Origin of the sequence: Streptomyces sp. NPDC051662, from assembly GCF_040681655.1 — a bacterium.
Taxonomy (GTDB): domain Bacteria; phylum Actinomycetota; class Actinomycetes; order Streptomycetales; family Streptomycetaceae; genus Streptomyces.
In genome coordinates this window covers 94,095-113,721 of record NZ_JBFAZD010000026.1, presented here as the reverse complement: position 1 = coordinate 113,721, position 19,627 = coordinate 94,095, and the positions used below count along the sequence as shown (strand labels likewise).

The following is a 19,627-nucleotide window of genomic DNA, read 5'->3' as shown; positions in this document are numbered from 1 at the left end:
GCACAGTGACATAACGGTGACAGGGTGTGGCGACAGGCGGGGTGCGGCTACGATGACCGGCACAAGGACGGACGGCGTAAGGGAGCCGTCCCCTGGGGCGGCGCCCGGTGTTTCGCCGAGCTCCGCGAGCAGGGGGCGTCCCATGCCGGGGCGAGGAGGGCGGGCGGCCATGGTGCAGAAGGCCAAGATCCTCCTGGTCGATGACCGGCCGGAGAATCTGCTGGCGCTGGAGGCGATCCTCTCCGCGCTCGATCAGACGCTGGTGCGGGCATCGTCAGGGGAGGAAGCGCTCAAAGCGCTGCTGACGGACGACTTCGCGGTCATTCTGCTGGATGTCCAGATGCCGGGGATGGATGGATTCGAGACCGCCGCGCACATCAAGCGGCGGGAGCGTACGCGCGATATCCCGATCATCTTCCTGACAGCCATCAACCATGGCCCACATCACACCTTCCGGGGATACGCGGCGGGTGCGGTGGACTACATCTCGAAGCCGTTCGACCCCTGGGTGCTGCGCGCCAAGGTCTCGGTCTTCGTCGAGCTGTATATGAAGAACTGCCAGCTCAAGGAGCAGGCCGAGCTGCTCAGACTCCAGCTCGCCGGGGCGGGCGAGGTCAGGGAGCCGGCCGGGCTGCTGGCCGAACTGTCCGCGCGGCTCGCGGCAGTTGAGGAGCAGGCCGAAGCGCTCTCCAAACAGCTGGACGACGATTCGGCGGACGCCTCCGCCGTGGCCACCGCCGCCCATCTGGAGCGCAAACTCACCGGTCTGCGACGGGCGCTCGACGCGCTGGAGCCGGGGACGGGCAGCGGTTCGCCGCCGCTTCCCTCGCCGAACTGACCGAACCGGCCAAACGTTCCGAACCAACCGAACCAACCGAACCAACCGAACCGGCCGAACCGGTCGATTCGCGCTGGCCGAATCGAGCTGGGCACGTCCGAATCGGGCGCTGTGTCCGAAGGGGTGGCGGGACGCGGCGACCGGTGAAGCCGCGTCAGTTTCCTGCCGAGTTGTGAGCGACACGAACGGGTGAAGCGGTGGGCACACGTGTCCCCGGCCGTTCACACCGGTAACCTCACCACCATGGCCTCACGTACGTCCGGCAAGGGTTCCCAGGGCACGGCGGGCACCGCAAAGCCGCGGGCCGGCCGTACGACCGGTGCCGCGAAGGCGCCCGCCAAGAAGACCGCGGCGAAGAAGACCGCGCCCAAGAAGGCACCGGTCAAGAAGGCTCCCGCGAAGAAGGCCGCCGCCAAGCCGGCACCCAAACCCGCACCGAGCCCCACCGGCGGTGTGTACCGGCTCGTCCGCGCCGTCTGGCTCGGAGCGGCGCACGGCGTCGGCGCGATGTTCCGCGGCATAGGGCGTGGAGCGAAGGGGCTCGACCCGGCCCATCGCAAGGACGGGCTGGCCCTGTTGCTGCTCGGCCTCGCGCTCATCGTCGCGGCGGGCACCTGGTCGAATCTGCGCGGACCGGTGGGCGATCTGGTCGAGATGCTCATCACCGGAGCCTTCGGCCGGCTCGATCTGCTGGTGCCGATACTGCTGGGCGCCATCGCCGTCCGGCTGATCCTCTATCCCGAGAAGCCCGAGGCCAACGGACGGATCGTCATCGGACTCTCGGCGCTCGTGATCGGCGTGCTGGGGCTGGTCCATGTCGCGTGCGGCGCCCCGGGGCGCGACGAGGGCACGGAAGCGATTCAGGACGCCGGCGGACTGATCGGCTGGGCCGCCTCCACACCACTGATCTTCACGACGGGCGAGGTTCTCGCCGTACCGCTGCTTCTGCTGCTCACTCTCTTCGGCCTGCTGGTCGTCACCGCCACCCCCGTCGCCGCCATCCCGCAGCGGCTGCGGCTGCTCGGCACCAAGCTCGGGATCATCCAGCCCGACCCTGAGCCGGAGCGGTTCGACGACGAGCGGTTCGACGACGACGAGCGGTACGACGAGCAGTGGCGCGAGGCGCTGCCCTCCGGCGGGCGGCGTCCGGTCACGCGCTGGGGCGGGGGCCCCGCGGAGTACGACCCCGACCGGGCCGAGGTGGAGGCGCTCTCCAAGCGGCGCCGGCCGCGCAGGGCCTCCGTACAGCCGTCCATGGACCGTCCCATGGACGCCGTGGATGTGGCCGCGGCCGCCGCGGCAGCGCTCGACGGTGCCGTCCTCAACGGAATGCCGCCCTCGCCGATCGTCGCGGACCTCACCCAGAGCGTCTCCGTGGACCGGGCGCGCAAGCCGGGGCAGCGGCCCGGAGAGCGGCGGGAGCCTCTGGAGGAGCCGGTCGAGGAAGCGCCGGTCGAGGACGCGGCGGAGCCCCCCGTACCCCTGCCTACGGCGCGCGAGGCCGAGCGGGCGCCCGCGGGCACGGCCGGTGTCGCGGATCTGACCAAGCCGCCGCCCGCGCGGGACAAGCCGCTGCCGCCGCGCGCCGAACAGCTCCAACTCCGCGGGGACATCACCTACTCACTGCCCTCGCTCGACCTGCTGGAGCGCGGCGGCCCGGGCAAGACGCGCAGCGCCGCCAATGACGCCATCGTCGCCTCGCTCACCAATGTCTTCAAGGAGTTCAAGGTCGACGCGGCCGTCACCGGATTCACCCGGGGCCCGACGGTCACGCGGTACGAGGTGGAGCTGGGCCCGGCCGTGAAGGTCGAGCGGATCACCGCCCTCACCAAGAACATCGCGTACGCCGTCGCCAGCCCCGACGTACGGATCATCTCCCCGATCCCCGGCAAGTCCGCGGTCGGCATCGAGATCCCGAACACCGACCGGGAGATGGTCAACCTCGGTGACGTGCTACGGCTCGCGGACGCGGCCGAGGACGACCATCCGATGCTGGTCGCGCTCGGCAAGGACGTTGAGGGCGGCTACGTGATGGCCAACCTCGCGAAGATGCCGCACGTACTGGTCGCGGGCGCGACCGGCTCCGGAAAGTCGTCCTGCATCAATTGCCTCATCACGTCGGTGATGGTCCGGGCGACCCCGGAGGACGTGCGGATGGTCCTTGTCGACCCCAAGCGGGTCGAGCTGACCGCGTACGAGGGCATCCCGCATCTGATCACGCCGATCATCACCAACCCCAAGCGGGCCGCCGAGGCGCTTCAGTGGGTCGTACGGGAGATGGATCTGCGCTACGACGACCTCGCGGCATACGGGTACCGCCATATCGATGATTTCAACAAGGCCGTGCGCGACGGCAAGGCCATGGCCCCGGAGGGCAGCGAGCGTGAGCTGTCGCCGTATCCGTATCTGCTGGTGATCGTGGACGAGCTGGCGGACCTGATGATGGTCGCGCCGCGTGACGTCGAGGACTCGATCGTCCGTATCACCCAGTTGGCCCGTGCCGCCGGGATCCATCTGGTGCTGGCCACCCAGCGTCCGTCGGTCGATGTCGTCACCGGTCTGATCAAGGCGAACGTGCCCTCGCGGCTGGCGTTCGCGACGTCCTCCCTGGCGGACAGCCGGGTCATCCTCGATCAGCCGGGCGCCGAGAAGCTGATCGGCAAGGGCGACGGCCTCTTCCTTCCGATGGGAGCGAACAAGCCGACCCGTATGCAGGGCGCCTTCGTCACCGAGGATGAGGTCGCGGCGATCGTCCAGCACTGCAAGGATCAGATGGCACCGGTCTTCCGGGACGACGTCGTGGTCGGCTCGGCGAAGAAGAAAGAGATCGACGAGGACATCGGCGACGATCTCGACCTTCTCTGCCAGGCGGCCGAACTGGTGGTCTCCACACAATTCGGTTCGACCTCGATGCTTCAGCGGAAGCTGCGGGTCGGCTTCGCCAAGGCCGGCCGGCTGATGGACCTGATGGAATCGAGGAACATCGTCGGCCCGAGCGAAGGCTCCAAGGCCCGCGACGTCCTGGTCAAGGCCGACGAACTCGATGGAGTGCTCGCGGTGATCCGCGGGGAGTCTCCCGCGTAGGGAAAAGGAATCCCGAGGCAATCCGAGGGCAACCGTTTCCCGTGCGCATACGTCAAGTTGGAGAGAGGAAGAGCGTCTTGTTCCTCCACTACGCCGTCCGGCCATTCTGATGGCGTACAAAGTGCGTCCGCCCGGTTGCCCCACCCTTTCGTACCACCCATAGACTGAACGTCCAGCAGGTGGCTACACGCTCGAAAGGCGCCCCCGTGTCCATCGGCAAATCCCCCGACGGCAAGTCCCCGGATTCCCCAGACGGCAACGCTCCCGACGACCAAATCGACGGCCAGGTCGAGGACCACGTCCCCGACGGCGCCGATTCCGACACCAACTCCCCCGCGGTGGAACGGCCTTCGATCGGCCAGGTGCTGCTGCGGGCCCGTATCGCCGCGGATCTGACCGTCGACGAGGTCAGCGGCTCCACGCGGGTGCGCATCCCCATCGTGCACGCGATCGAGGAGGACGATTTCTCGCGCTGCGGCGGCGATGTCTACGCCCGCGGCCACATTCGTATGATCGCTCGCGCGGTCGGGCTCGATCCCGGGCCCCTGGTCGAGCAGTTCGACTCCGAGCACGGCGGGCGGCCGGTGCCCACGCCCGCGGCGCCACTGTTCGAGGCCGAGCGGATCCGGCCGGAGCGCCCCCGTCCCAACTGGACCGCGGCCATGGTCGCCGCGATCGTGGCGGTGGTCGGCTTCGTCGGCTTCACGGCGTTCGGCGGCGGGGACGACGGCGCGAAGACCAAGCAGGTCGCCGAAGGGGCGAAGCCCGCGAAGAGCACCAAGCCGAGCCCCACGAAGTCGGCCGACCCCAAGCCCGAGCCGTCCGACAGCGCCATCGCCGCCGCCCCGCTCGACAAGGTCACGGTGAAGCTGTCGGCCATAGACGACAAGAGCTGGGTCTCGGCCAAATCGTCCAACGGCAAGCTGCTGTTCGACGGAACGCTGAAGAAGGGCGACTCCAAGACCTTCCAGGACGACGAGCAGATCGACCTGATCCTCGGGAACGCGGGTGCGATCGAGCTCTTCGTGAACGGCAAGAAGGTCGAGGACGAGTTCGAGCCGGGCCAGGTTGAGCGACTCTCGTACACCCAGGGCGACCCCGAGGCGGGCTGAGCAACCCTGCACGGCGGGGGCGGGGCCAGGACAAAGTAGTCTTGAGCCCATGCCCGAACGCCGTACCGTCGCCCTTGTCACTCTTGGCTGCGCCCGTAACGAGGTGGACTCGGAGGAGCTCGCAGGCCGCTTGGCAGCGGACGGCTGGGAGCTCGTCGAGGACGCCTCGGGGGCGGATGTCGCCGTCGTCAACACCTGTGGATTCGTCGAAGCCGCGAAGAAGGATTCCGTCGACGCCCTGCTGGAAGCCAACGATCTCAAGGATCAGGGCAGAACCCAGGCCGTCGTGGCCGTCGGCTGCATGGCCGAGCGGTACGGCAAGGAGCTGGCGGAAGCCCTTCCCGAGGCCGACGGTGTGCTCGGATTCGACGACTACGCCGATATCTCCGACCGGCTCCAGACCATCCTCAACGGCGGCATCCACGCCTCGCACACGCCCCGTGACCGGCGCAAGCTGCTGCCGCTCAGCCCGGTCGAGCGCCAGGGCGCCGACGTGGCGCTGCCCGGCCACGCGCAGTCCCAGGCCGAGGTGGCGCCGGCCCCCGAAGATCTTCCCGAAGGGGTCGCTCCGGCCTCCGGGCCCCGCGCGCCCCTGCGGCGGCGGCTCGACCGCAGCCCCGTCGCCTCCGTGAAGCTCGCCTCCGGCTGCGACCGGCGCTGCTCCTTCTGCGCCATTCCCTCGTTCCGCGGCTCCTTCATCTCCCGGCGCCCCTCCGATGTGCTGGGCGAGACGCGCTGGCTGGCCGAGCAGGGCGTCAAGGAGGTCATGCTCGTCTCCGAGAACAACACCTCGTACGGCAAGGATCTCGGTGACATCCGGCTGCTGGAGACGCTCCTGCCGGAGCTGGCGGCCGTCGACGGGATCGAGCGGGTGCGGGTCAGCTACCTCCAGCCCGCCGAGATGCGGCCGGGGCTGATCGACGTCCTGACCTCGACGCCCAAGGTCGCGCCGTACTTCGATCTGTCCTTCCAGCACTCCGCTCCGGGTGTGCTGCGCGCGATGCGCCGCTTCGGGGACACCGACCGCTTCCTGGAGCTGCTGGAGACCATCAGAGGCAAGGCGCCGCAGGCCGGTGTGCGCTCCAACTTCATCGTCGGCTTCCCCGGCGAGACGGAGGCGGACTTCGCCGAGCTTGAGCGCTTTCTGAACGGGGCGCGGCTCGACGCCATCGGCGTCTTCGGTTACTCGGACGAGGACGGTACGGAGGCCGCTACCTACGCCGACAAGCTGGACGGCGATGTGATCGCCGAGCGGCTGGCGCACCTGTCCCGGCTGGCGGAGGAACTGACCTCCCAGCGGGCCGAGGAGCGGCTCGGCGAGAGCCTGGAGGTGCTCGTCGAGTCGATCGACCCGGAGGGCGGGAACGGGGAGGCGGCGGTCGGCCGCGCGGCGCACCAGGCACCGGAGACCGACGGCCAGGTGATCTTCACCTCCGGCGAGGGTCTGCGCCCCGGACTTATGGTCGAGGCCAAGGTGGTCGGTACCGAGGGCGTGGATCTCGTGGCCGAGTATCACGAGCTTCCGGGGGACGGCTCCCGGATGCCGGGCGAGGAGGCTGCCAGATGACCGGAGTCCCGGCGTCCGCGGCGGGCGGCGGCGCGACACCGGTGCCGGGTGGCAACGGCTCGAAACAGGCGCCCGGCGGCAAGCTGGGGGCCGCGGCGGTCAATCAGGCCAGTCTCTGGAACATCGCCAATATCCTCACGATGATGCGGCTGGTGCTTGTCCCCGGCTTCGTCCTGCTGCTGCTCCAGGACGGCGGTTTCGACCCCGTCTGGCGCGCCTGGGCCTGGGCCGCCTTCGCCGTCGCCATGATCACGGATGTCTTCGACGGGCATCTGGCGCGGGCGTACAACCTGGTCACCGACTTCGGGAAGATCGCCGACCCGATAGCGGACAAGGCGATCATGGGAGCGGCGCTGATCTGTCTCTCCGCGCTCGGCGATCTGCCGTGGTGGGTGACGGGCGTCATCCTTTTCCGTGAACTCGGGATCACGCTCATGCGGTTCTGGGTGATCAGGCACGGGGTCATTCCGGCCAGCCGCGGCGGCAAGATGAAGACGCTGGCGCAGGGCGTGGCCGTGGGGATGTACGTACTCGCGCTGACCGGGCCGCTGGCCACGCTGCGGTTCTGGGTGATGGCCGTGGCCGTCGCGCTGACCGTGCTCACCGGACTCGACTACGTACGGCAGGCGGTCGTTCTGCGGCGCCAGGGGCTTGCCGCGGAGCGTGCGGCGGCGGAGTCCACGCGGTGAGTGCCGTACGGCACTCGGCGGTGCCGGACAGTGGCGTGGTGCCGGACAGTGGCGGGGAGACGCGCTCGGCCGCTGACCGGGCGGCCCGGGTGCTGGAGATCCTGGCCGGGCGCGGCGGGACGCTGGCCGTCGCGGAATCCCTCACCGGCGGTCTGGTGGCCGCGGAGCTCACGGCGGTCCCCGGTGCCTCCCGGACCTTCCGCGGGTCCGTCACGGCCTACGCGACGGACCTCAAACGGGATGTTCTGGGCGTCGACGGAACCCTTCTGGAGGAGCGCGGCGCCGTGGACCCCGAGGTGGCGCTCCAGATGGCGGCCGGGGTGCGCCGGGTTCTCGGGGCCGGCTGGGGAGCGGCGACCACCGGGGTCGCGGGCCCCGATCCGCAGGACGGGCAGCCCGTCGGCACCGTGTACGTGGCGGTGGTGGGACCGGAAGGTGTGGGGAAAGTGGCCGCACCGCGGTTGAACGGCGGCCGGGCGGACATCCGTAAAGAGAGTGTACGGAGCGTGCTCGGTCTGCTCCTCAGCGAACTCTCCGGGAACGGGCGGGCACAGGATACGGAACAGAACGGGGGGAATTGATGTTTGCAGCCCTGAGTGAACACGACATCGCTCCCCGCACGGCCGCGGCACTAGGCGGTACGGTGGGGCGTGAAGGATGCGGCTACGCGGTCCGAGGAGGGAGCCACCGATGATTCTGCTCCGTCGCCTGCTTGGTGACGTGCTGCGTCGGCAGCGCCAGCGCCAGGGCCGTACTCTGCGCGAAGTCTCCTCGTCCGCCCGGGTCTCGCTCGGTTATCTCTCCGAGGTGGAACGGGGGCAGAAGGAGGCTTCCTCCGAACTGCTCTCGGCGATCTGCGACGCGCTTGACGTACGGATGTCAGAGCTCATGCGTGAAGTGAGTGACGAGCTGTCGTTGGCCGAGCTGGCCGCGTCGGCGGCGGCGAACGAGCCGGTGCCCGCGGCAGTACGTCCAATGCTCAATTCCGTCTCTGTGACGTCGGTGGCCGGAGTGCCGACGGAGCGGGTGACGATCAAGGCGCCCGCGGAGGCGGTGGATGTCGTCGCCGCCTGACGAAGCTTTGTGGCTTTGACGTGAGCCCCGGTCGGCAGTGATGCCGGCCGGGGCTCACGTCTTTCCCAAATGCCCGTTTTGTTGCATTTATGTCATGGTGGAACTTGCGTGCGTACCGAACTGTGATCCAAAGAACTGTGACCGGAAACGGGAAGGCGCCCGGAAGTCCCGGGCGGAGAGTGCCTGACTGGCCCGGAGCTCCGGTCGAAGGACGAGGGGCCGGCCGCGCCCCTGCCGCGCTGTCGCTGCGGCAGGGGCGCGACCGGGGGTACGCGCGCACGCCGGGTAGTGCACCCGATGCGCCCTCCCGGCGGGTGATCGTGCGTGGCTAGGGTCGGCCGGAGGAGGCAGCCATGGCAAGGCGATGGATCCTTCTGCCGGCGCTCGCTCTGGGCGTGGTGTGGTGGTGGGCCGTACTGCGCATCGTGCTGGTGCCCGAGGACACCGGACTGGTGGAAGGGGCGGTGGCGGCGGGCGGCTGGGGGCTGAGCCTGCTGCCGGTGCATGTCGCGTCGGCGCGACAGCGTCGCCCCAGGCTGTGAGGCGCCGTCAGCTGACGGCGCCGACTCGTGCGGGAGCATGCCAACTACCCGCAGGCGTCGGGGCGTACGTCACTGTGTACGTCAACGCGTGCTTGAACGTCTGCTTGAACGTGTGCGACAGCTGCTACGTCAACCGTCAACTGGTGGCGGCCGACTGGCAGAGCGGGCACCAGTAGGTGGGCCGGCCGTCCTGTTCGGCCGTACGGATCGAGGTGCCGCAGCGGGGGCAGGGGCGGCCCGCGCGGCCGTAGACATACAGCCGCCGAGAGCCGCCCGGACGGTTCCGGTTCGCTTCGAGCAGCTTCTTCGCCGCGGTCACCAGGCGTTCGGGCGAGGGGAGTTCGCCGATCGGCAGCCAGGGGTTCGCGCGAACGAGGAAGCACGTCTCGGACTTGAAGATATTGCCGACTCCGGCGAGGTTGCGCTGATCGAGCAGTGCCTCCCCGACGGGGCGCGCGGGGTGGGACAGCAGGTTGCGCAGGGCCCTGGCCGCGTCCCAGTCCGGACCGAGCAGATCGGGGCCGAGATGGCCCACCACCCGCTCCTCGTCGCCGGTGCGGAGCAGTTCGAGGACGGGGAGGCGATAGCCCACGGCCGTGCGCTCGGAGGTGCCGAGGATGGCCCGGATCTGGTGCGCCGCACCGCCGGTCCAGCGCTCACCCGGGGCGTAGACCTTCCAGGAACCGTCCATGCGCAGATGTGAGTGGAGGGTGAGGCCGCCCTCGATACGGGTGAGCAGATGCTTGCCGCGCGGTGTGACGTCGAGGACGGTCCGGCCGGTGAGATCGGCGGTCGCGAACCGGGGTACCCGCAGGTCCGAGCGGATCAGCCGGTGCCCCGCGAGCGCGGTGTGCAGGCGCTGGGCGGCCTGCCAGACGGTGTCTCCCTCGGGCATGGTTTCAGGCTCGCATGCTCAGGCCCGCAGGCGCAGGCCCCGGGGGGTGGCGTGGAAGCCGGCGGACTCCAGGGCGCGCCCGAGGGGGGATGTCAGGGCAGGAGTGCCGTTCGTACGCTCCACCGTGACCGTACCGAGAGCCCCCGCGCGGGCCGCGCTCGCCAGGGCTTCCGCGGCGGCCCGGAGCGAGGGGTCTTCCGGATCGGTGGGCCAGGCCAGCAGTGTCTTGCCGCCGCGCTCCATGTAGAGGGTCAGCTCGCCGTCCACGAGAACCACGAGGGAGCCGGCCTTGCGGCCCGGTTTGTGGCCCGCGCCGTCCGGGGGATCCGGCCAGGGAAGCGCGGCCCCATAGGCGTTGGCGGGGTCGGCGGCGGCCAGCACCACCGCGCGGGGCGAGGGGTGTGCGTCGGCGCGGTCACGGGCCGTCGCCGCCGCGCGCAGCCGGTCGACGGCGCCGTCCATCGTGAACTGGGCCGCGCCCAGGCCCTCCACGACATAGCCCCGACGGGCCTGGCCGCTGTCCTCGAAGGCGGACAGGACGCGGTACACCGCCGAGAAGCCGCCGGCGACCCCCTCGGCCGCGACCGCGCCCCGGGTCACCACCCCGTGGCGGTCGAGGAGGGTACGGGCGAGCGCGTGGGCGCGGTGCGTGGGCTCCGGCTCCTGGGCGGGCAGCAGCGACCAGCGGCCACTGACGGTGGGCGGGCCCGTACGGGAGGCGGGGCGGGCCGCGGCCGTGAGCGTGCCGTACCGCCCCCGCGGCACCGGGCGCCGGGCGCGGTGCGCCGTGGAGCCCGCCGTACGGCCCGAGCCGAGCAGCGAGCGCAGCGGCGCCAGGGTGTCGTTGGTGAGCCGGCCCGACCAGGCGAGATCCCATACGGCGTCGGCCAGTTGAGGATCGGTCACATCCGGGTGGGTGGTGGCCCGGACCTGGTCGGTGATCTGCCGGAAGAACAGGCCGTAGCCGCCCGAGAGCGTGGCCAGCACCGATTCATGGAGGGCGGTCAGCTCCAAGGGGTGCGGGGGCGGGAGCAACAGCGGTGCGGCGTCGGCGAGATAGAGCGAGACCCAGCCGTCCTTGCCGGGCAGGGCGCCCGCTCCGGCCCACAGGACCTCGCCCGTGGTGGTCAGTTCGTCCAGGAGCGCGGGTGTGTAGCCGGAGACCCGGGACGGCAGAATCAGCTTCTCCAGCGCCGACGCCGGAACGGGAGCACCCTGCAACTGCTCCACGGCACGGGCGAGTCCGTCGATACCCCGCAGGTTGTGGCCGTGCAGATGCTGCCACTGCGGGAGGAAGGCGGCGAGAGCGGCCGGCGCCACCGGCTCCAGCTCCTGGCGCAGCGCCGCGAGCGAGCGGCGGCGCAGCCGGCGCAGGACCGTGGCGTCGCACCACTCCTGGCCGATTCCGGAAGGGTGGAACTCGCCCTGCACGACCCGGGAGCTCGCGGCGAGCCGCTGGAGCGCGCCGTCCGTGACCGCCGGGCCGAGACCGAACCGCTCGGCCGCCGCGTTCGAGGTGAACGGGCCGTGCGTACGGGCGTAGCGGGCGAGGAGATCGCCCAGGGGGTCCTTCACCGGCTCCGTGAAGGCCTCGGGGACACCGACCGGGAGCGCCGTGCCCAGGGCGTCCCGCAGGCGGCCCGCGTCCTCGACCGCCGCCCAGTGATCGGCTCCGCCGATCCTCACCCTGATGGCGCGGCGGGCGGTCGCGAGATCCTCCGCCCAGGAGGGCCGCGCGCCGCGCTCGGCCAACTCCGCGTCGGTGAGCGGGCCGAGGACCCGCAGCAGATCGGCGACCCCTTCCAGGTCCTTGACGCGGCGGTCCTCGGTGAGCCACTGGAGCTCCCGTTCCAGCTCGGTGAGGACTTCCGGGTCGAGCAGCTCACGCAGCTCGGCCTGGCCCAGCAGCTCGGCCAGCAGCCGGGAGTCCAGGGACAGCGCGGCGGCCCGCCGCTCCGCGAGGGGTGAGTCGCCCTCGTACAGGAACTGCGCGACATAGCCGAAGAGCAGCGAGCGGGCGAAGGGGGAGGGTTCGGGGGTGGTGACCTCGATCAGCCGGACCCGCCGGGACTCGATGTCGCCCATCAGTTCCGTGAGACCGGGGACGTCGAAGACATCCTGGAGGCATTCCCGGACCGCCTCCAGCACGATCGGGAACGAGCCGAACTCGCTCGCCACTTGGAGGAGCTGGGAGGCGCGCTGGCGCTGCTGCCACAGCGGGGTGCGTTTGCCCGGGCTCCGGCGGGGGAGCAGCAGCGCCCGCGCGGCGCATTCCCGGAACCGGGAGGCGAACAGCGCGGAGCCGCCCACCTGGTCGGTGACGATCCCGCGGATCTCGCCGCCGTCGAAGGCGACGTCCGCGGCTCCGATGGGCGCCTGTTCGCTGTCGAACGCCGTGCTGAGACGGTCCGGTTCCTCATCGAGGAGGTCCAGGCCCATCAGATCGGCGTCGGGGAGCCGCAGCACGATGCCGTCGTCGGCGTGCATGACCTGCGCGTCCATGCCGTACCGCTCGGAGAGCCGGGCGCCGAGGGCCAGCGCCCACGGCGCGTGCACCTGGGCGCCGAACGGGGAGTGGATCACCACACGCCAGTCGCCCAGCTCGTCGCGGAACCGCTCGACGAGGATCGTCCGGTCATCGGGGACATGACCGCAGGCGCGGCGCTGTTCGTCCAGATACGACAGCACATTGCCGGCGGCCCAGGCGTCGAGGCCCGCGGTCAGCAGCCGCAGTCTGGCGTCCTCCTCGGAGAGGGCGCCCACCTCGCGCAGAAACGCGCCCACCGCGCGGCCCAGCTCCAGCGGACGGCCCAGCTGGTCGCCCTTCCAGAAAGGCAGCCGGCCCGGGGTGCCGGGGGCCGGGGTGACCAGGACCCGGTCACGGGTGATGTCCTCGATCCGCCAGGAGGTCGTGCCCAGGGTGAAGACATCACCCACCCGGGACTCGTACACCATCTCCTCGTCCAGCTCGCCGACCCTGCCGCCGCCCTTCTTCGGATCGGCTCCGGCGAGGAAGACACCGAAGAGCCCCCGGTCGGGGATCGTGCCACCGGAGGTGACGGCGAGCCGCTGCGCGCCCGGGCGGCCCGTGACCGTACCGGCCACGCGGTCCCACACCACGCGCGGACGCAGCTCCGCGAAGGCGTCGGAGGGATAGCGCCCGGCGAGCATGTCCAGCACGGCCGTGAACGCCGACTCGGGCAGCGAGGCGAACGGCGCGGCGCGGCGGGTCAGGGCGAGCAGATCGTCGGCCTGTCTGGTGTCCAGGGCGACCATGGCGACCAGCTGCTGGGCCAGCACGTCGAGGGGATTCGCGGGGATGCGCAGGGCCTCGATGGCGCCGGTGCGCATCCGCTCGGTGACCACGGCGGCCTGGACGAGATCGCCGCGGTACTTGGGGAAGACGACTCCCGTGGAGACCGCGCCCACCTGGTGTCCCGCCCGGCCGACCCGCTGGAGACCCGAGGCGACCGAGGGCGGCGACTCGACCTGGATCACCAGATCCACCGCACCCATGTCGATGCCCAGCTCCAGACTGGACGTGGCCACGACAGCGGGCAGCCGCCCCGCCTTGAGGTCCTCCTCGACCTGGGCACGCTGCTCCTTGGAGACCGAGCCGTGGTGCGCGCGGGCCAGTAGGGCCGGCGCTCCCCTGGCCGCGCCGGACTGGCCCATCAGCTCAGCCGGTGCGTGGTCCTCGGGCATCGCCCGGGCGGTCCCGGACGCGTCCGGGACCGAGCCCATGGCCCGCTCGTACGCGATCTCGTTCAACCGGTTGCACAACCGCTCCGCCAGCCGCCGGGAATTGGCGAAGACGATCGTGGAGGTATGCGCTTGGACGAGATCGGCGATCCGCTCCTCCACATGCGGCCAGATCGACGGCTTGTCCGCGCTGTCCGTCTCCGACGCGGGGGAGCCGCCCAGCTCGCCCAGATCCTCTACCGGCACGACCACGGAGAGGTCGAACTCCTTGCCGGAGCGCGGCTGGACGATCTCCACCCTGCGCTGCGGCGACAGATAGCGCGCGACCTCCTCCACCGGACGCACCGTCGCCGACAGACCGATCCGGCGGGCGGGGCGCGGCAGCAGCTCGTCGAGCCGCTCCAGGGAGAGGGCGAGATGAGCGCCCCGCTTCGTCCCCGCGACGGCGTGCACCTCGTCCAGGATCACCGTCTCGATCCCGGCGAGCGCGTCCCGCGCCGAGGACGTGAGCATCAGGAACAGCGACTCGGGGGTGGTGATCAGGATGTCCGGCGGCTTCGTGGCGATTGAGCGGCGCTCGGCGGCCGGGGTGTCACCGGAGCGGATACCGACCCGGACCTCCGGCTCCGGCAGCCCGCGCCGCACGGACTCCTGCCGGATTCCCGTGAGCGGACTGCGCAGATTGCGCTCCACGTCGACGGCCAGCGCCTTGAGCGGTGATACATACAGCACCCGGCAGCGCTTCCTCGCCTCGGCGGGCGGCGGCTGCGAAGCCAGCTGGTCAAGGGCGGCGAGGAAGGCGGCCAGCGTCTTGCCCGAGCCGGTCGGGGCCACGACCAGCACGTCCGAGCCCTCCTGGATGGCACGCCAGGCCCCCTCCTGCGCCGCGGTGGGCGCGGAGAAAGCCCCCGTGAACCAGCCTCGGGTCGCGGGAGAGAAGGAGTCGAGCGCGGAGCGTGCCATGCCCCCCATCGTGCACCCCGCCACTGACAATCGCCCGGACCTCGGCAAACGCCCCCGGGACCGGCGGCGCGGACCGGGGACCCGCGGCGCGGACCCGGGACCGGCGGCGCAGAATGGACCCATGGCACGGCGGGAGCAGGCACGGCACTGGCGCTATTCCGAGCTGCCGGGCGTCGATCTGCTGCGTGCCCGCTACATAGACAAGACGTTTCTGCGGCACACCCACGAGACCTTCGTCATCGCCGCGATCACGGACGGCGTCGACGTCTTCCACCACGGAGGCGGCGTTCAGTACGCCGGTCCCGGCTCGCTCGCGCTGATCAACCCCGAGACCCCGCACACCGGCCATGCCCAGGGCCCCGAGGGCTGGCGATACGGGGCCGTCTACCCGGCCGTCGACGTCATCGCCTCCATCGCCGCGGAGACCACGACGATCCGCGGTACGCCCGGCTTCGTCGCCCCCGTGGTGGACGATCCGTACACCACGCGCCTCGTCCACCAAGTGCTGCGCGCGGCCGACGAGGGCAACGCGCTCGCCGCCGACACGCTGCTGAGGGTCGCGGTGACCCGGCTGCTGCGGCTGAACGGCGGGCCGCTCCGGCGGCGCCAGGTGAGGGGCGCCGGGGCGCGGATCGCGGCACGCGCGCGTGCCGTGCTGGAGGAGCGGATGGCGGACCCGCCGTCCCTGGAACGGCTCGCGGCGGACCTCGGCACCAGCCCCTTCGCGCTGCTGCGGGCCTTCAGGAGCACCTACGGGCTGCCGCCGCACACCTGGCTCACGGACGCTCGGGTGCGCCGGGCCCGGCACCTGCTGGACGGCGGTACGACACCGGCCGAGGTGGCCGTGGCCGTCGGGTTCTCCGACCAGCCCCATCTGAACCGTCATTTCACCCGGATCGTCGGGGTGCCGCCCGGTGCCTACCGTAAGGAGCGGACGGCGGCCTCCGGGGGCTGAGCCTGCCTTGTCGCGGGGTCGCGGGTTGCGGGGCCGCGGGTCGGGGGTCGCGAGGCGTGGGGCGGGGGGTCGGGGGCGCGGGGCGCGGGGCGCAAGAACGTACAAGACCCGGTCCGCGCACCCCGCGTAACGTCCCTGACGTGGCAGAACAGACAGCGTCCGCGTCCGCGGACATACCGGCGCACGGTCCCGCCCGGAGCGCCCCGGAGCCCGACTCCGCTCCCGTCCCCGTCCCCGCTCCCCTTCCCAAGCCCGAGCCCGAGCCCAAGTCCGACTCGGCCGTCGTACGCGACGCCCTGGGCGTCGGCATCGCCGTCGGGCTCTCCGGCTTCGCCTTCGGCGTCACCGCGGCGGGCGCGGGGCTCACCGTTCTCCAGACCTGTGCGCTCAGCCTGCTGGTCTTCACCGGCGCCTCGCAGTTCGCACTGGTCGGCGCGCTCGCGGCGGGCGGCAATCCGCTCACCGCCGCCGCGGGCGCGTTCTTCCTCGGCGTGCGCAACGCCTTCTACGGGCTCAGGCTCTCCCAGCTGCTGCGGCTGCCCGGGCCGGTACGCCCGTTCGCCGCCCAGTGGGTGATCGACGAGACCACCGCCGTCGCGCTCGCCCAGCCCACCCGGCGCAGTGCCCGCATCGGCTTCACCGTCACCGGGCTCACGCTCTACGTCCTGTGGAACCTCACCACCCTGGGCGGGGCCCTGGGTGCCGAAGCCCTTGGCGACACCGACGCCTGGGGACTCGACGCGGCGGGACCCGCCGTCTTCCTCGCCCTGCTCGCACCGATGCTGCGTACGGCCACCGAGCGGGCGGTCGCGGGGATCGCCGTGGTCCTGGGGCTCGGTTTCCTGCCCGTACTGCCCGCCGGTGTCCCGGTGCTCGTCGCGGCGCTGGCCGCACCCGCCGTCCTCTGGCTCCAAGGCCGCGGATTCGGCGCTCGTCGGAAGGGAACGGACCGTTGAACATCTGGATCGCGATCGGCGCGACCGCCGTCGGCTGCTACCTCGTCAAACTTCTGGGCCTGCTCGTGCCAGCGGGCGCGCTGGAGCGCCCCCTCGTCCAGCGGCTGTCGGCCCTGCTGCCCGTGGCCCTGCTCGCCGCGCTGACCGCACAGCAGACCTTCAGCGCGAACGGCGCACTCGTGCTGGACGCCCGGGGCGCGGGGCTCGCCGCGGCGGCTCTCGCGTTGGTGCTGCGCGCCCCGTTCCTGGTGGTCGTGGGGGCGGCTGTGGTCGTTACGGCGGGGGTGCGGGCGCTCGGCGGTTGAAGCGGGCTCGACGGTTTGGGCCTTGTCCCGTGAGGATCCGCCGGACAGGCCCTGACGCTTGTCAGGTCCTGATGGCGTCAACCGATGGCACGGCCGTGGGCGCGCAGTGTCCGCAGCGCCTCGATGGTCACGATCGGCCGAGTCTCCAGCGCCGTCCCCGGTGTCCACGCGCGCCGGGCGACCGGCCAGCCGCCGTCCGCCCGCTGAAGACCGGCCAGATGGTCGAGCGATCGTTCCATCTCCTCGTCCGTGAACCAGGCGCGGGCCAGTGACTCGGGCACGCGCGCGTAGTCGTACGGGAAGTGGTGCTCGCCCGGCGCGTACGCCGGTGGTACGGGGTACTCCGCGCGGCGCGACGGATTCAGTACCACCAGCCCGCGCGCCCGTACGAGCCGGCCGAGGCGGTCCGCCGCCGCCTCGGCCCGCGCCCGGTCGGGGACGCCGTCCAGGAAGGCCACCGCCGCCTCGATCTCGTACGGATGTGACTCCTCCAGCCCTTCGACGGCCGCCCAGCAGAAGTCGGTGGCGCGGAAGAGCCAGGCGTGCCAGACCTCGTTGCGGTGGAGCAGCCCGACCACCGGGCCCGTCGCCAGCAGGTCGCCCGGCGGATCGTCGACGACCGGGAGGCAGGGCGCGTACGGATAGCCGCGCAGGGACGGGTGGACGGCGGGCAGCGCGCCCTCGGCCGTGGAGACCGCCGTGAGATAGCGGCAGATCCGCTCGACCCGCAGCCCGTCGCAGCGGCCGATGGAGTCGAGTACGCGCAGCGCGTGTGCCGTGTGCAGCGGCTGGCTCACCGGGCCGCGGAGATCGGGTTCGAGCCCGTGACCGTACCCGCCGTCCTCCTCGCGGTACGCGGTGAGGGCCGCCTCGACGGCCTCGGCGCCGTGGCCCCGACCGGTCCCTCTGTCCAGGAAGTGATAGGCGAAACGCCGCTGTTCGAGTACCCGGGCCGTGAGCCAGATGAAGTGCTCGGCCCGGGAGAGGGGCGACGGGAGAGACACCGAGGACGGGGAGGACGGGGAGGACCCGGAGGACCCTGAGGACTCGGAGGATGCTGCGGTGCCGGCCATGTTCCGACCGTAGAGCGGAACCGGTACCGAGCAAGGGGGACCGGCCGGGCTGCACTCTCAGGGGCGGGATACTGGTGGCATGCGGTTGACGATTTTCTGGGAGCGCATGGCGGACCACTTCGGCGCGGCCTACGCCGACTCCTTCGCCCGCGACCATGTGATGGCGGAGCTGGGCGGGCGTACGGTCCACGAGGCACTGGAAGCGGGCTGGGAGGCGAAGGACGTCTGGCGCGGGGTCTGCGTCGCCATGGGGATTCCACCCGAGAAGCGCTGACCCGCGGGCTCGGCACCACTCCAGGGTCAGGGGCGAGCGGTACGGCGTCCTTGGAGGCGATGTGATGCGAAGCCGATGTGATGCCAAGCCGATGTGATGCCAAGCCGATGTGATGCGAAGCCGATGTGATTTCGTCCGACCGTGGGGCAGGTTGTCACAGCGGTAGGCGACACTTGCTCAGTGGCACCGACCGACAACTCCGCACCGGACCTCCGACCGCCGATCCCTCCGCCGGATCCCGCACCGGGCACGCCTCCCGAGGCGTCTTCGACGGCTCCTGCGGCGGCTCCTTCACCGACGGCTCCCGCGGGCTCTTCCACGAGCGCCTCGGGCACTTCGGTGTCCCCTGCGGGCAGTGACGGTGAGCGGCGCCAGATGCCCCGCTGGCTGCCGCGTGCCATGATCCTGGCGCTGGCGCTCATAGCCTGCTTCCAGCTCGGCAGCTGGGCGTTCCACCAGCTCATCGGCCTGCTGATCAATATGCTGATCGCGTTCTTCCTGGCACTGGCGGTTGAGCCCGCCGTGAGCCGGATGGCGGATCGTGGGATGCGGCGTGGACTCGCCACTTTCCTGGTCTTCTTCGTGGTCCTGATCGTCTGTGTCGGCTTCATGGTGATGCTCGGCTCCATGCTGGCGAGCCAGATCATCGAGATGGTCGAATCCTTCCCGCAGTACCTCGACTCGGTGATCAACTGGATCAACGACACCTTCCACACCGAGCTGTCCAGGGTCGCCGTCCAGGACAGCCTGCTGCACTCCGACTGGCTCCAGCGCTATGTGCAGAACAGCGCGACGGGTGTCCTGGACATCTCCACCACCGTGCTGGGCGGGCTGTTCCGGCTGCTGACGGTCTTCCTGTTCTCGTTCTACTTCGCGGCCGACGGACCCCGGCTGCGGCGCGCGCTCTGCTCCGTACTCCCGCCGGCCCGGCAGGCCGAAGTGCTGCGCGCCTGGGAGATCGCCGTCGTCAAGACGGGCGGCTATCTCTACTCACGCGGGCTGATGGCCCTCATCTCCGGTGCCGCGCATTACGTCCTGCTGGAGATCCTGGGGGTGCCGTACGCACCGGCGCTGGCGATCTGGGTGGGGCTCGTCTCGCAGTTCATCCCGACGATCGGTACCTATCTGGCGGGCGCGCTGCCGATGCTGATCGCCTTCACCGTGGACCCCTGGTACGCGGTCTGGGTGCTCGGGTTCGTGGTGATCTACCAGCAGTTCGAGAACTACATGCTCCAGCCCAAGCTGACCGCCAAGACCGTCGACATCCACCCGGCCGTGGCCTTCGGGTCGGTCATCGCGGGTACGGCGCTGCTGGGCGCGGTCGGCGCCCTGATCGCGATTCCGGCGGTCGCCACGCTCCAGGCATTCCTCGGGGCGTATGTGAAGCGGTACGACGTGATGGACGATCCGCGCGTGCACGGCCGTAGAACGCGCGACGGCGTGCCGCTGCTGCGCCAGATACGCCGTGTGCTGCACACGAACACCCGCACGGACACGAACCCGGGCACAGAGGGGACCATGGACCCGGGCACGGACTCGAAGACGCGAGTGGACGACGGGCGACCGCCGCAGCCGTAGGAAACGCCGAAGGGGTCAGT

16 protein-coding genes are annotated in these 19,627 nt (G+C 71.1%); 13 read left to right on the top strand and 3 right to left on the bottom strand.

Annotation, left to right across the window (positions count from 1 at the left end; all coding sequences use genetic code 11):
- Positions 1-169: 169 nt before the first annotated feature.
- The 8 genes from AB0M67_RS32690 to AB0M67_RS32655 all read left to right on the top strand — a co-directional run bounded on the left by AB0M67_RS32690 (position 170) and on the right by AB0M67_RS32655 (position 8,906).
- Entirely contained in the window at positions 170-838 is a 669-nt protein-coding gene (locus tag AB0M67_RS32690; RefSeq protein ID WP_030350075.1) for a response regulator, read from the top strand.
- 243 nt (positions 839-1,081) lie between these two features.
- Positions 1,082-3,922, top strand: coding sequence for a DNA translocase FtsK (locus AB0M67_RS32685; RefSeq protein WP_365751176.1), 2,841 nt, complete (start codon positions 1,082-1,084; stop codon positions 3,920-3,922).
- A 275-nt stretch (positions 3,923-4,197) separates the two neighbouring features.
- On the top strand, positions 4,198-5,034 hold the full coding sequence (locus AB0M67_RS32680; protein WP_365751184.1) for a helix-turn-helix domain-containing protein: 837 nt from the start codon (positions 4,198-4,200) through the stop codon (positions 5,032-5,034).
- A gap of 49 nt (positions 5,035-5,083) precedes the next feature.
- Entirely contained in the window at positions 5,084-6,601 is a 1,518-nt protein-coding gene (gene rimO, locus AB0M67_RS32675; RefSeq protein WP_365751175.1) for a 30S ribosomal protein S12 methylthiotransferase RimO, read from the top strand.
- Entirely contained in the window at positions 6,598-7,290 is a 693-nt protein-coding gene (gene pgsA, locus AB0M67_RS32670) for a CDP-diacylglycerol--glycerol-3-phosphate 3-phosphatidyltransferase (protein WP_365751174.1), read from the top strand. Before rimO ends, pgsA begins: the two co-directional genes overlap by 4 nt.
- Positions 7,291-7,379: 89 nt before the next feature.
- The gene (locus AB0M67_RS32665) at positions 7,380-7,871 is read left to right on the top strand and encodes a nicotinamide-nucleotide amidohydrolase family protein (RefSeq protein WP_365751183.1); all 492 of its coding nucleotides are present in this window, start codon (positions 7,380-7,382) and stop codon (positions 7,869-7,871) included.
- 109 nt (positions 7,872-7,980) lie between these two features.
- Entirely contained in the window at positions 7,981-8,364 is a 384-nt protein-coding gene (locus AB0M67_RS32660) for a helix-turn-helix transcriptional regulator (protein ID WP_030350081.1), read from the top strand.
- Between the two features lie 353 nt (positions 8,365-8,717).
- Positions 8,718-8,906: a hypothetical protein gene (locus AB0M67_RS32655; RefSeq protein ID WP_365751173.1), complete on the top strand. Its 189-nt coding sequence runs from the start codon at positions 8,718-8,720 to the stop codon at positions 8,904-8,906.
- A gap of 136 nt (positions 8,907-9,042) precedes the next feature.
- On the opposite strand, the gene AB0M67_RS32650 is transcribed toward AB0M67_RS32655, so the two are convergent.
- Both AB0M67_RS32650 and AB0M67_RS32645 read right to left on the bottom strand, forming a co-directional pair.
- Positions 9,043-9,801 (bottom strand): DNA-formamidopyrimidine glycosylase family protein, encoded by a 759-nt coding sequence (locus AB0M67_RS32650; protein ID WP_365751172.1) that lies wholly within the window; start codon positions 9,799-9,801, stop codon positions 9,043-9,045.
- Between the two features lie 18 nt (positions 9,802-9,819).
- Positions 9,820-14,466 carry an ATP-dependent helicase gene (locus tag AB0M67_RS32645; RefSeq protein ID WP_365751171.1) on the bottom strand — a complete coding sequence of 1,549 codons (4,647 nt, stop codon included), beginning with the start codon at positions 14,464-14,466 and terminating at the stop codon, positions 9,820-9,822.
- Between the two features lie 121 nt (positions 14,467-14,587).
- Between AB0M67_RS32645 and AB0M67_RS32640 the strand changes: the two genes are divergently transcribed.
- The 3 genes from AB0M67_RS32640 (at position 14,588) to AB0M67_RS32630 (ending at position 16,682) form a co-directional block, all read left to right on the top strand.
- A complete protein-coding gene (locus tag AB0M67_RS32640) occupies positions 14,588-15,421 on the top strand; it encodes an AraC family transcriptional regulator (protein WP_365751170.1) in 834 nt (277 codons plus the stop codon).
- Positions 15,422-15,717: 296 nt separating this feature from the next.
- Positions 15,718-16,377 (top strand): AzlC family ABC transporter permease, encoded by a 660-nt coding sequence (locus AB0M67_RS32635; protein WP_365751182.1) that lies wholly within the window; start codon positions 15,718-15,720, stop codon positions 16,375-16,377.
- A complete protein-coding gene (locus AB0M67_RS32630) occupies positions 16,374-16,682 on the top strand; it encodes an AzlD domain-containing protein (protein ID WP_365751169.1) in 309 nt (102 codons plus the stop codon). Before AB0M67_RS32635 ends, AB0M67_RS32630 begins: the two co-directional genes overlap by 4 nt.
- A gap of 77 nt (positions 16,683-16,759) precedes the next feature.
- Here AB0M67_RS32630 and AB0M67_RS32625 read toward each other — a convergent pair whose 3' ends face one another.
- Entirely contained in the window at positions 16,760-17,755 is a 996-nt protein-coding gene (locus AB0M67_RS32625) for a hypothetical protein (protein ID WP_365751168.1), read from the bottom strand.
- A gap of 79 nt (positions 17,756-17,834) precedes the next feature.
- On the opposite strand from AB0M67_RS32625, the gene AB0M67_RS32620 reads away from it, so the two are divergent.
- Complete coding sequence (locus tag AB0M67_RS32620) at positions 17,835-18,029, top strand: DUF3046 domain-containing protein (RefSeq protein WP_030350089.1); 195 nt, start codon at positions 17,835-17,837, stop codon at positions 18,027-18,029.
- Between the two features lie 375 nt (positions 18,030-18,404).
- Entirely contained in the window at positions 18,405-19,607 is a 1,203-nt protein-coding gene (locus tag AB0M67_RS32615; protein WP_365751167.1) for an AI-2E family transporter, read from the top strand.
- The last annotated feature ends 20 nt before the right edge of the window (positions 19,608-19,627 follow it).

What these genes read in the sequence shown, in the direction of transcription:
- AB0M67_RS32690 (WP_030350075.1), top strand. Translation starts at nt 170, where the DNA reads ATGGTGCAGAAGGCCAAGATCCTCCTGGTCGATGACCGGCCGGAGAAT.
- AB0M67_RS32685 (WP_365751176.1), top strand. Translation starts at nt 1,082, where the DNA reads ATGGCCTCACGTACGTCCGGCAAGGGTTCCCAGGGCACGGCGGGCACC.
- rimO (WP_365751175.1), top strand. Translation starts at nt 5,084, where the DNA reads ATGCCCGAACGCCGTACCGTCGCCCTTGTCACTCTTGGCTGCGCCCGT.
- pgsA (WP_365751174.1), top strand. Translation starts at nt 6,598, where the DNA reads ATGACCGGAGTCCCGGCGTCCGCGGCGGGCGGCGGCGCGACACCGGTG.
- AB0M67_RS32660 (WP_030350081.1), top strand. Translation starts at nt 7,981, where the DNA reads ATGATTCTGCTCCGTCGCCTGCTTGGTGACGTGCTGCGTCGGCAGCGC.
- AB0M67_RS32655 (WP_365751173.1), top strand. Translation starts at nt 8,718, where the DNA reads ATGGCAAGGCGATGGATCCTTCTGCCGGCGCTCGCTCTGGGCGTGGTG.
- AB0M67_RS32650 (WP_365751172.1), bottom strand. Translation starts at nt 9,801, where the DNA reads ATGCCCGAGGGAGACACCGTCTGGCAGGCCGCCCAGCGCCTGCACACC.
- AB0M67_RS32645 (WP_365751171.1), bottom strand. Translation starts at nt 14,466, where the DNA reads ATGGCACGCTCCGCGCTCGACTCCTTCTCTCCCGCGACCCGAGGCTGG.
- AB0M67_RS32640 (WP_365751170.1), top strand. Translation starts at nt 14,588, where the DNA reads ATGGCACGGCGGGAGCAGGCACGGCACTGGCGCTATTCCGAGCTGCCG.
- AB0M67_RS32625 (WP_365751168.1), bottom strand. Translation starts at nt 17,755, where the DNA reads ATGGCCGGCACCGCAGCATCCTCCGAGTCCTCAGGGTCCTCCGGGTCC.
- AB0M67_RS32620 (WP_030350089.1), top strand. Translation starts at nt 17,835, where the DNA reads ATGCGGTTGACGATTTTCTGGGAGCGCATGGCGGACCACTTCGGCGCG.
- AB0M67_RS32615 (WP_365751167.1), top strand. Translation starts at nt 18,405, where the DNA reads ATGCCCCGCTGGCTGCCGCGTGCCATGATCCTGGCGCTGGCGCTCATA.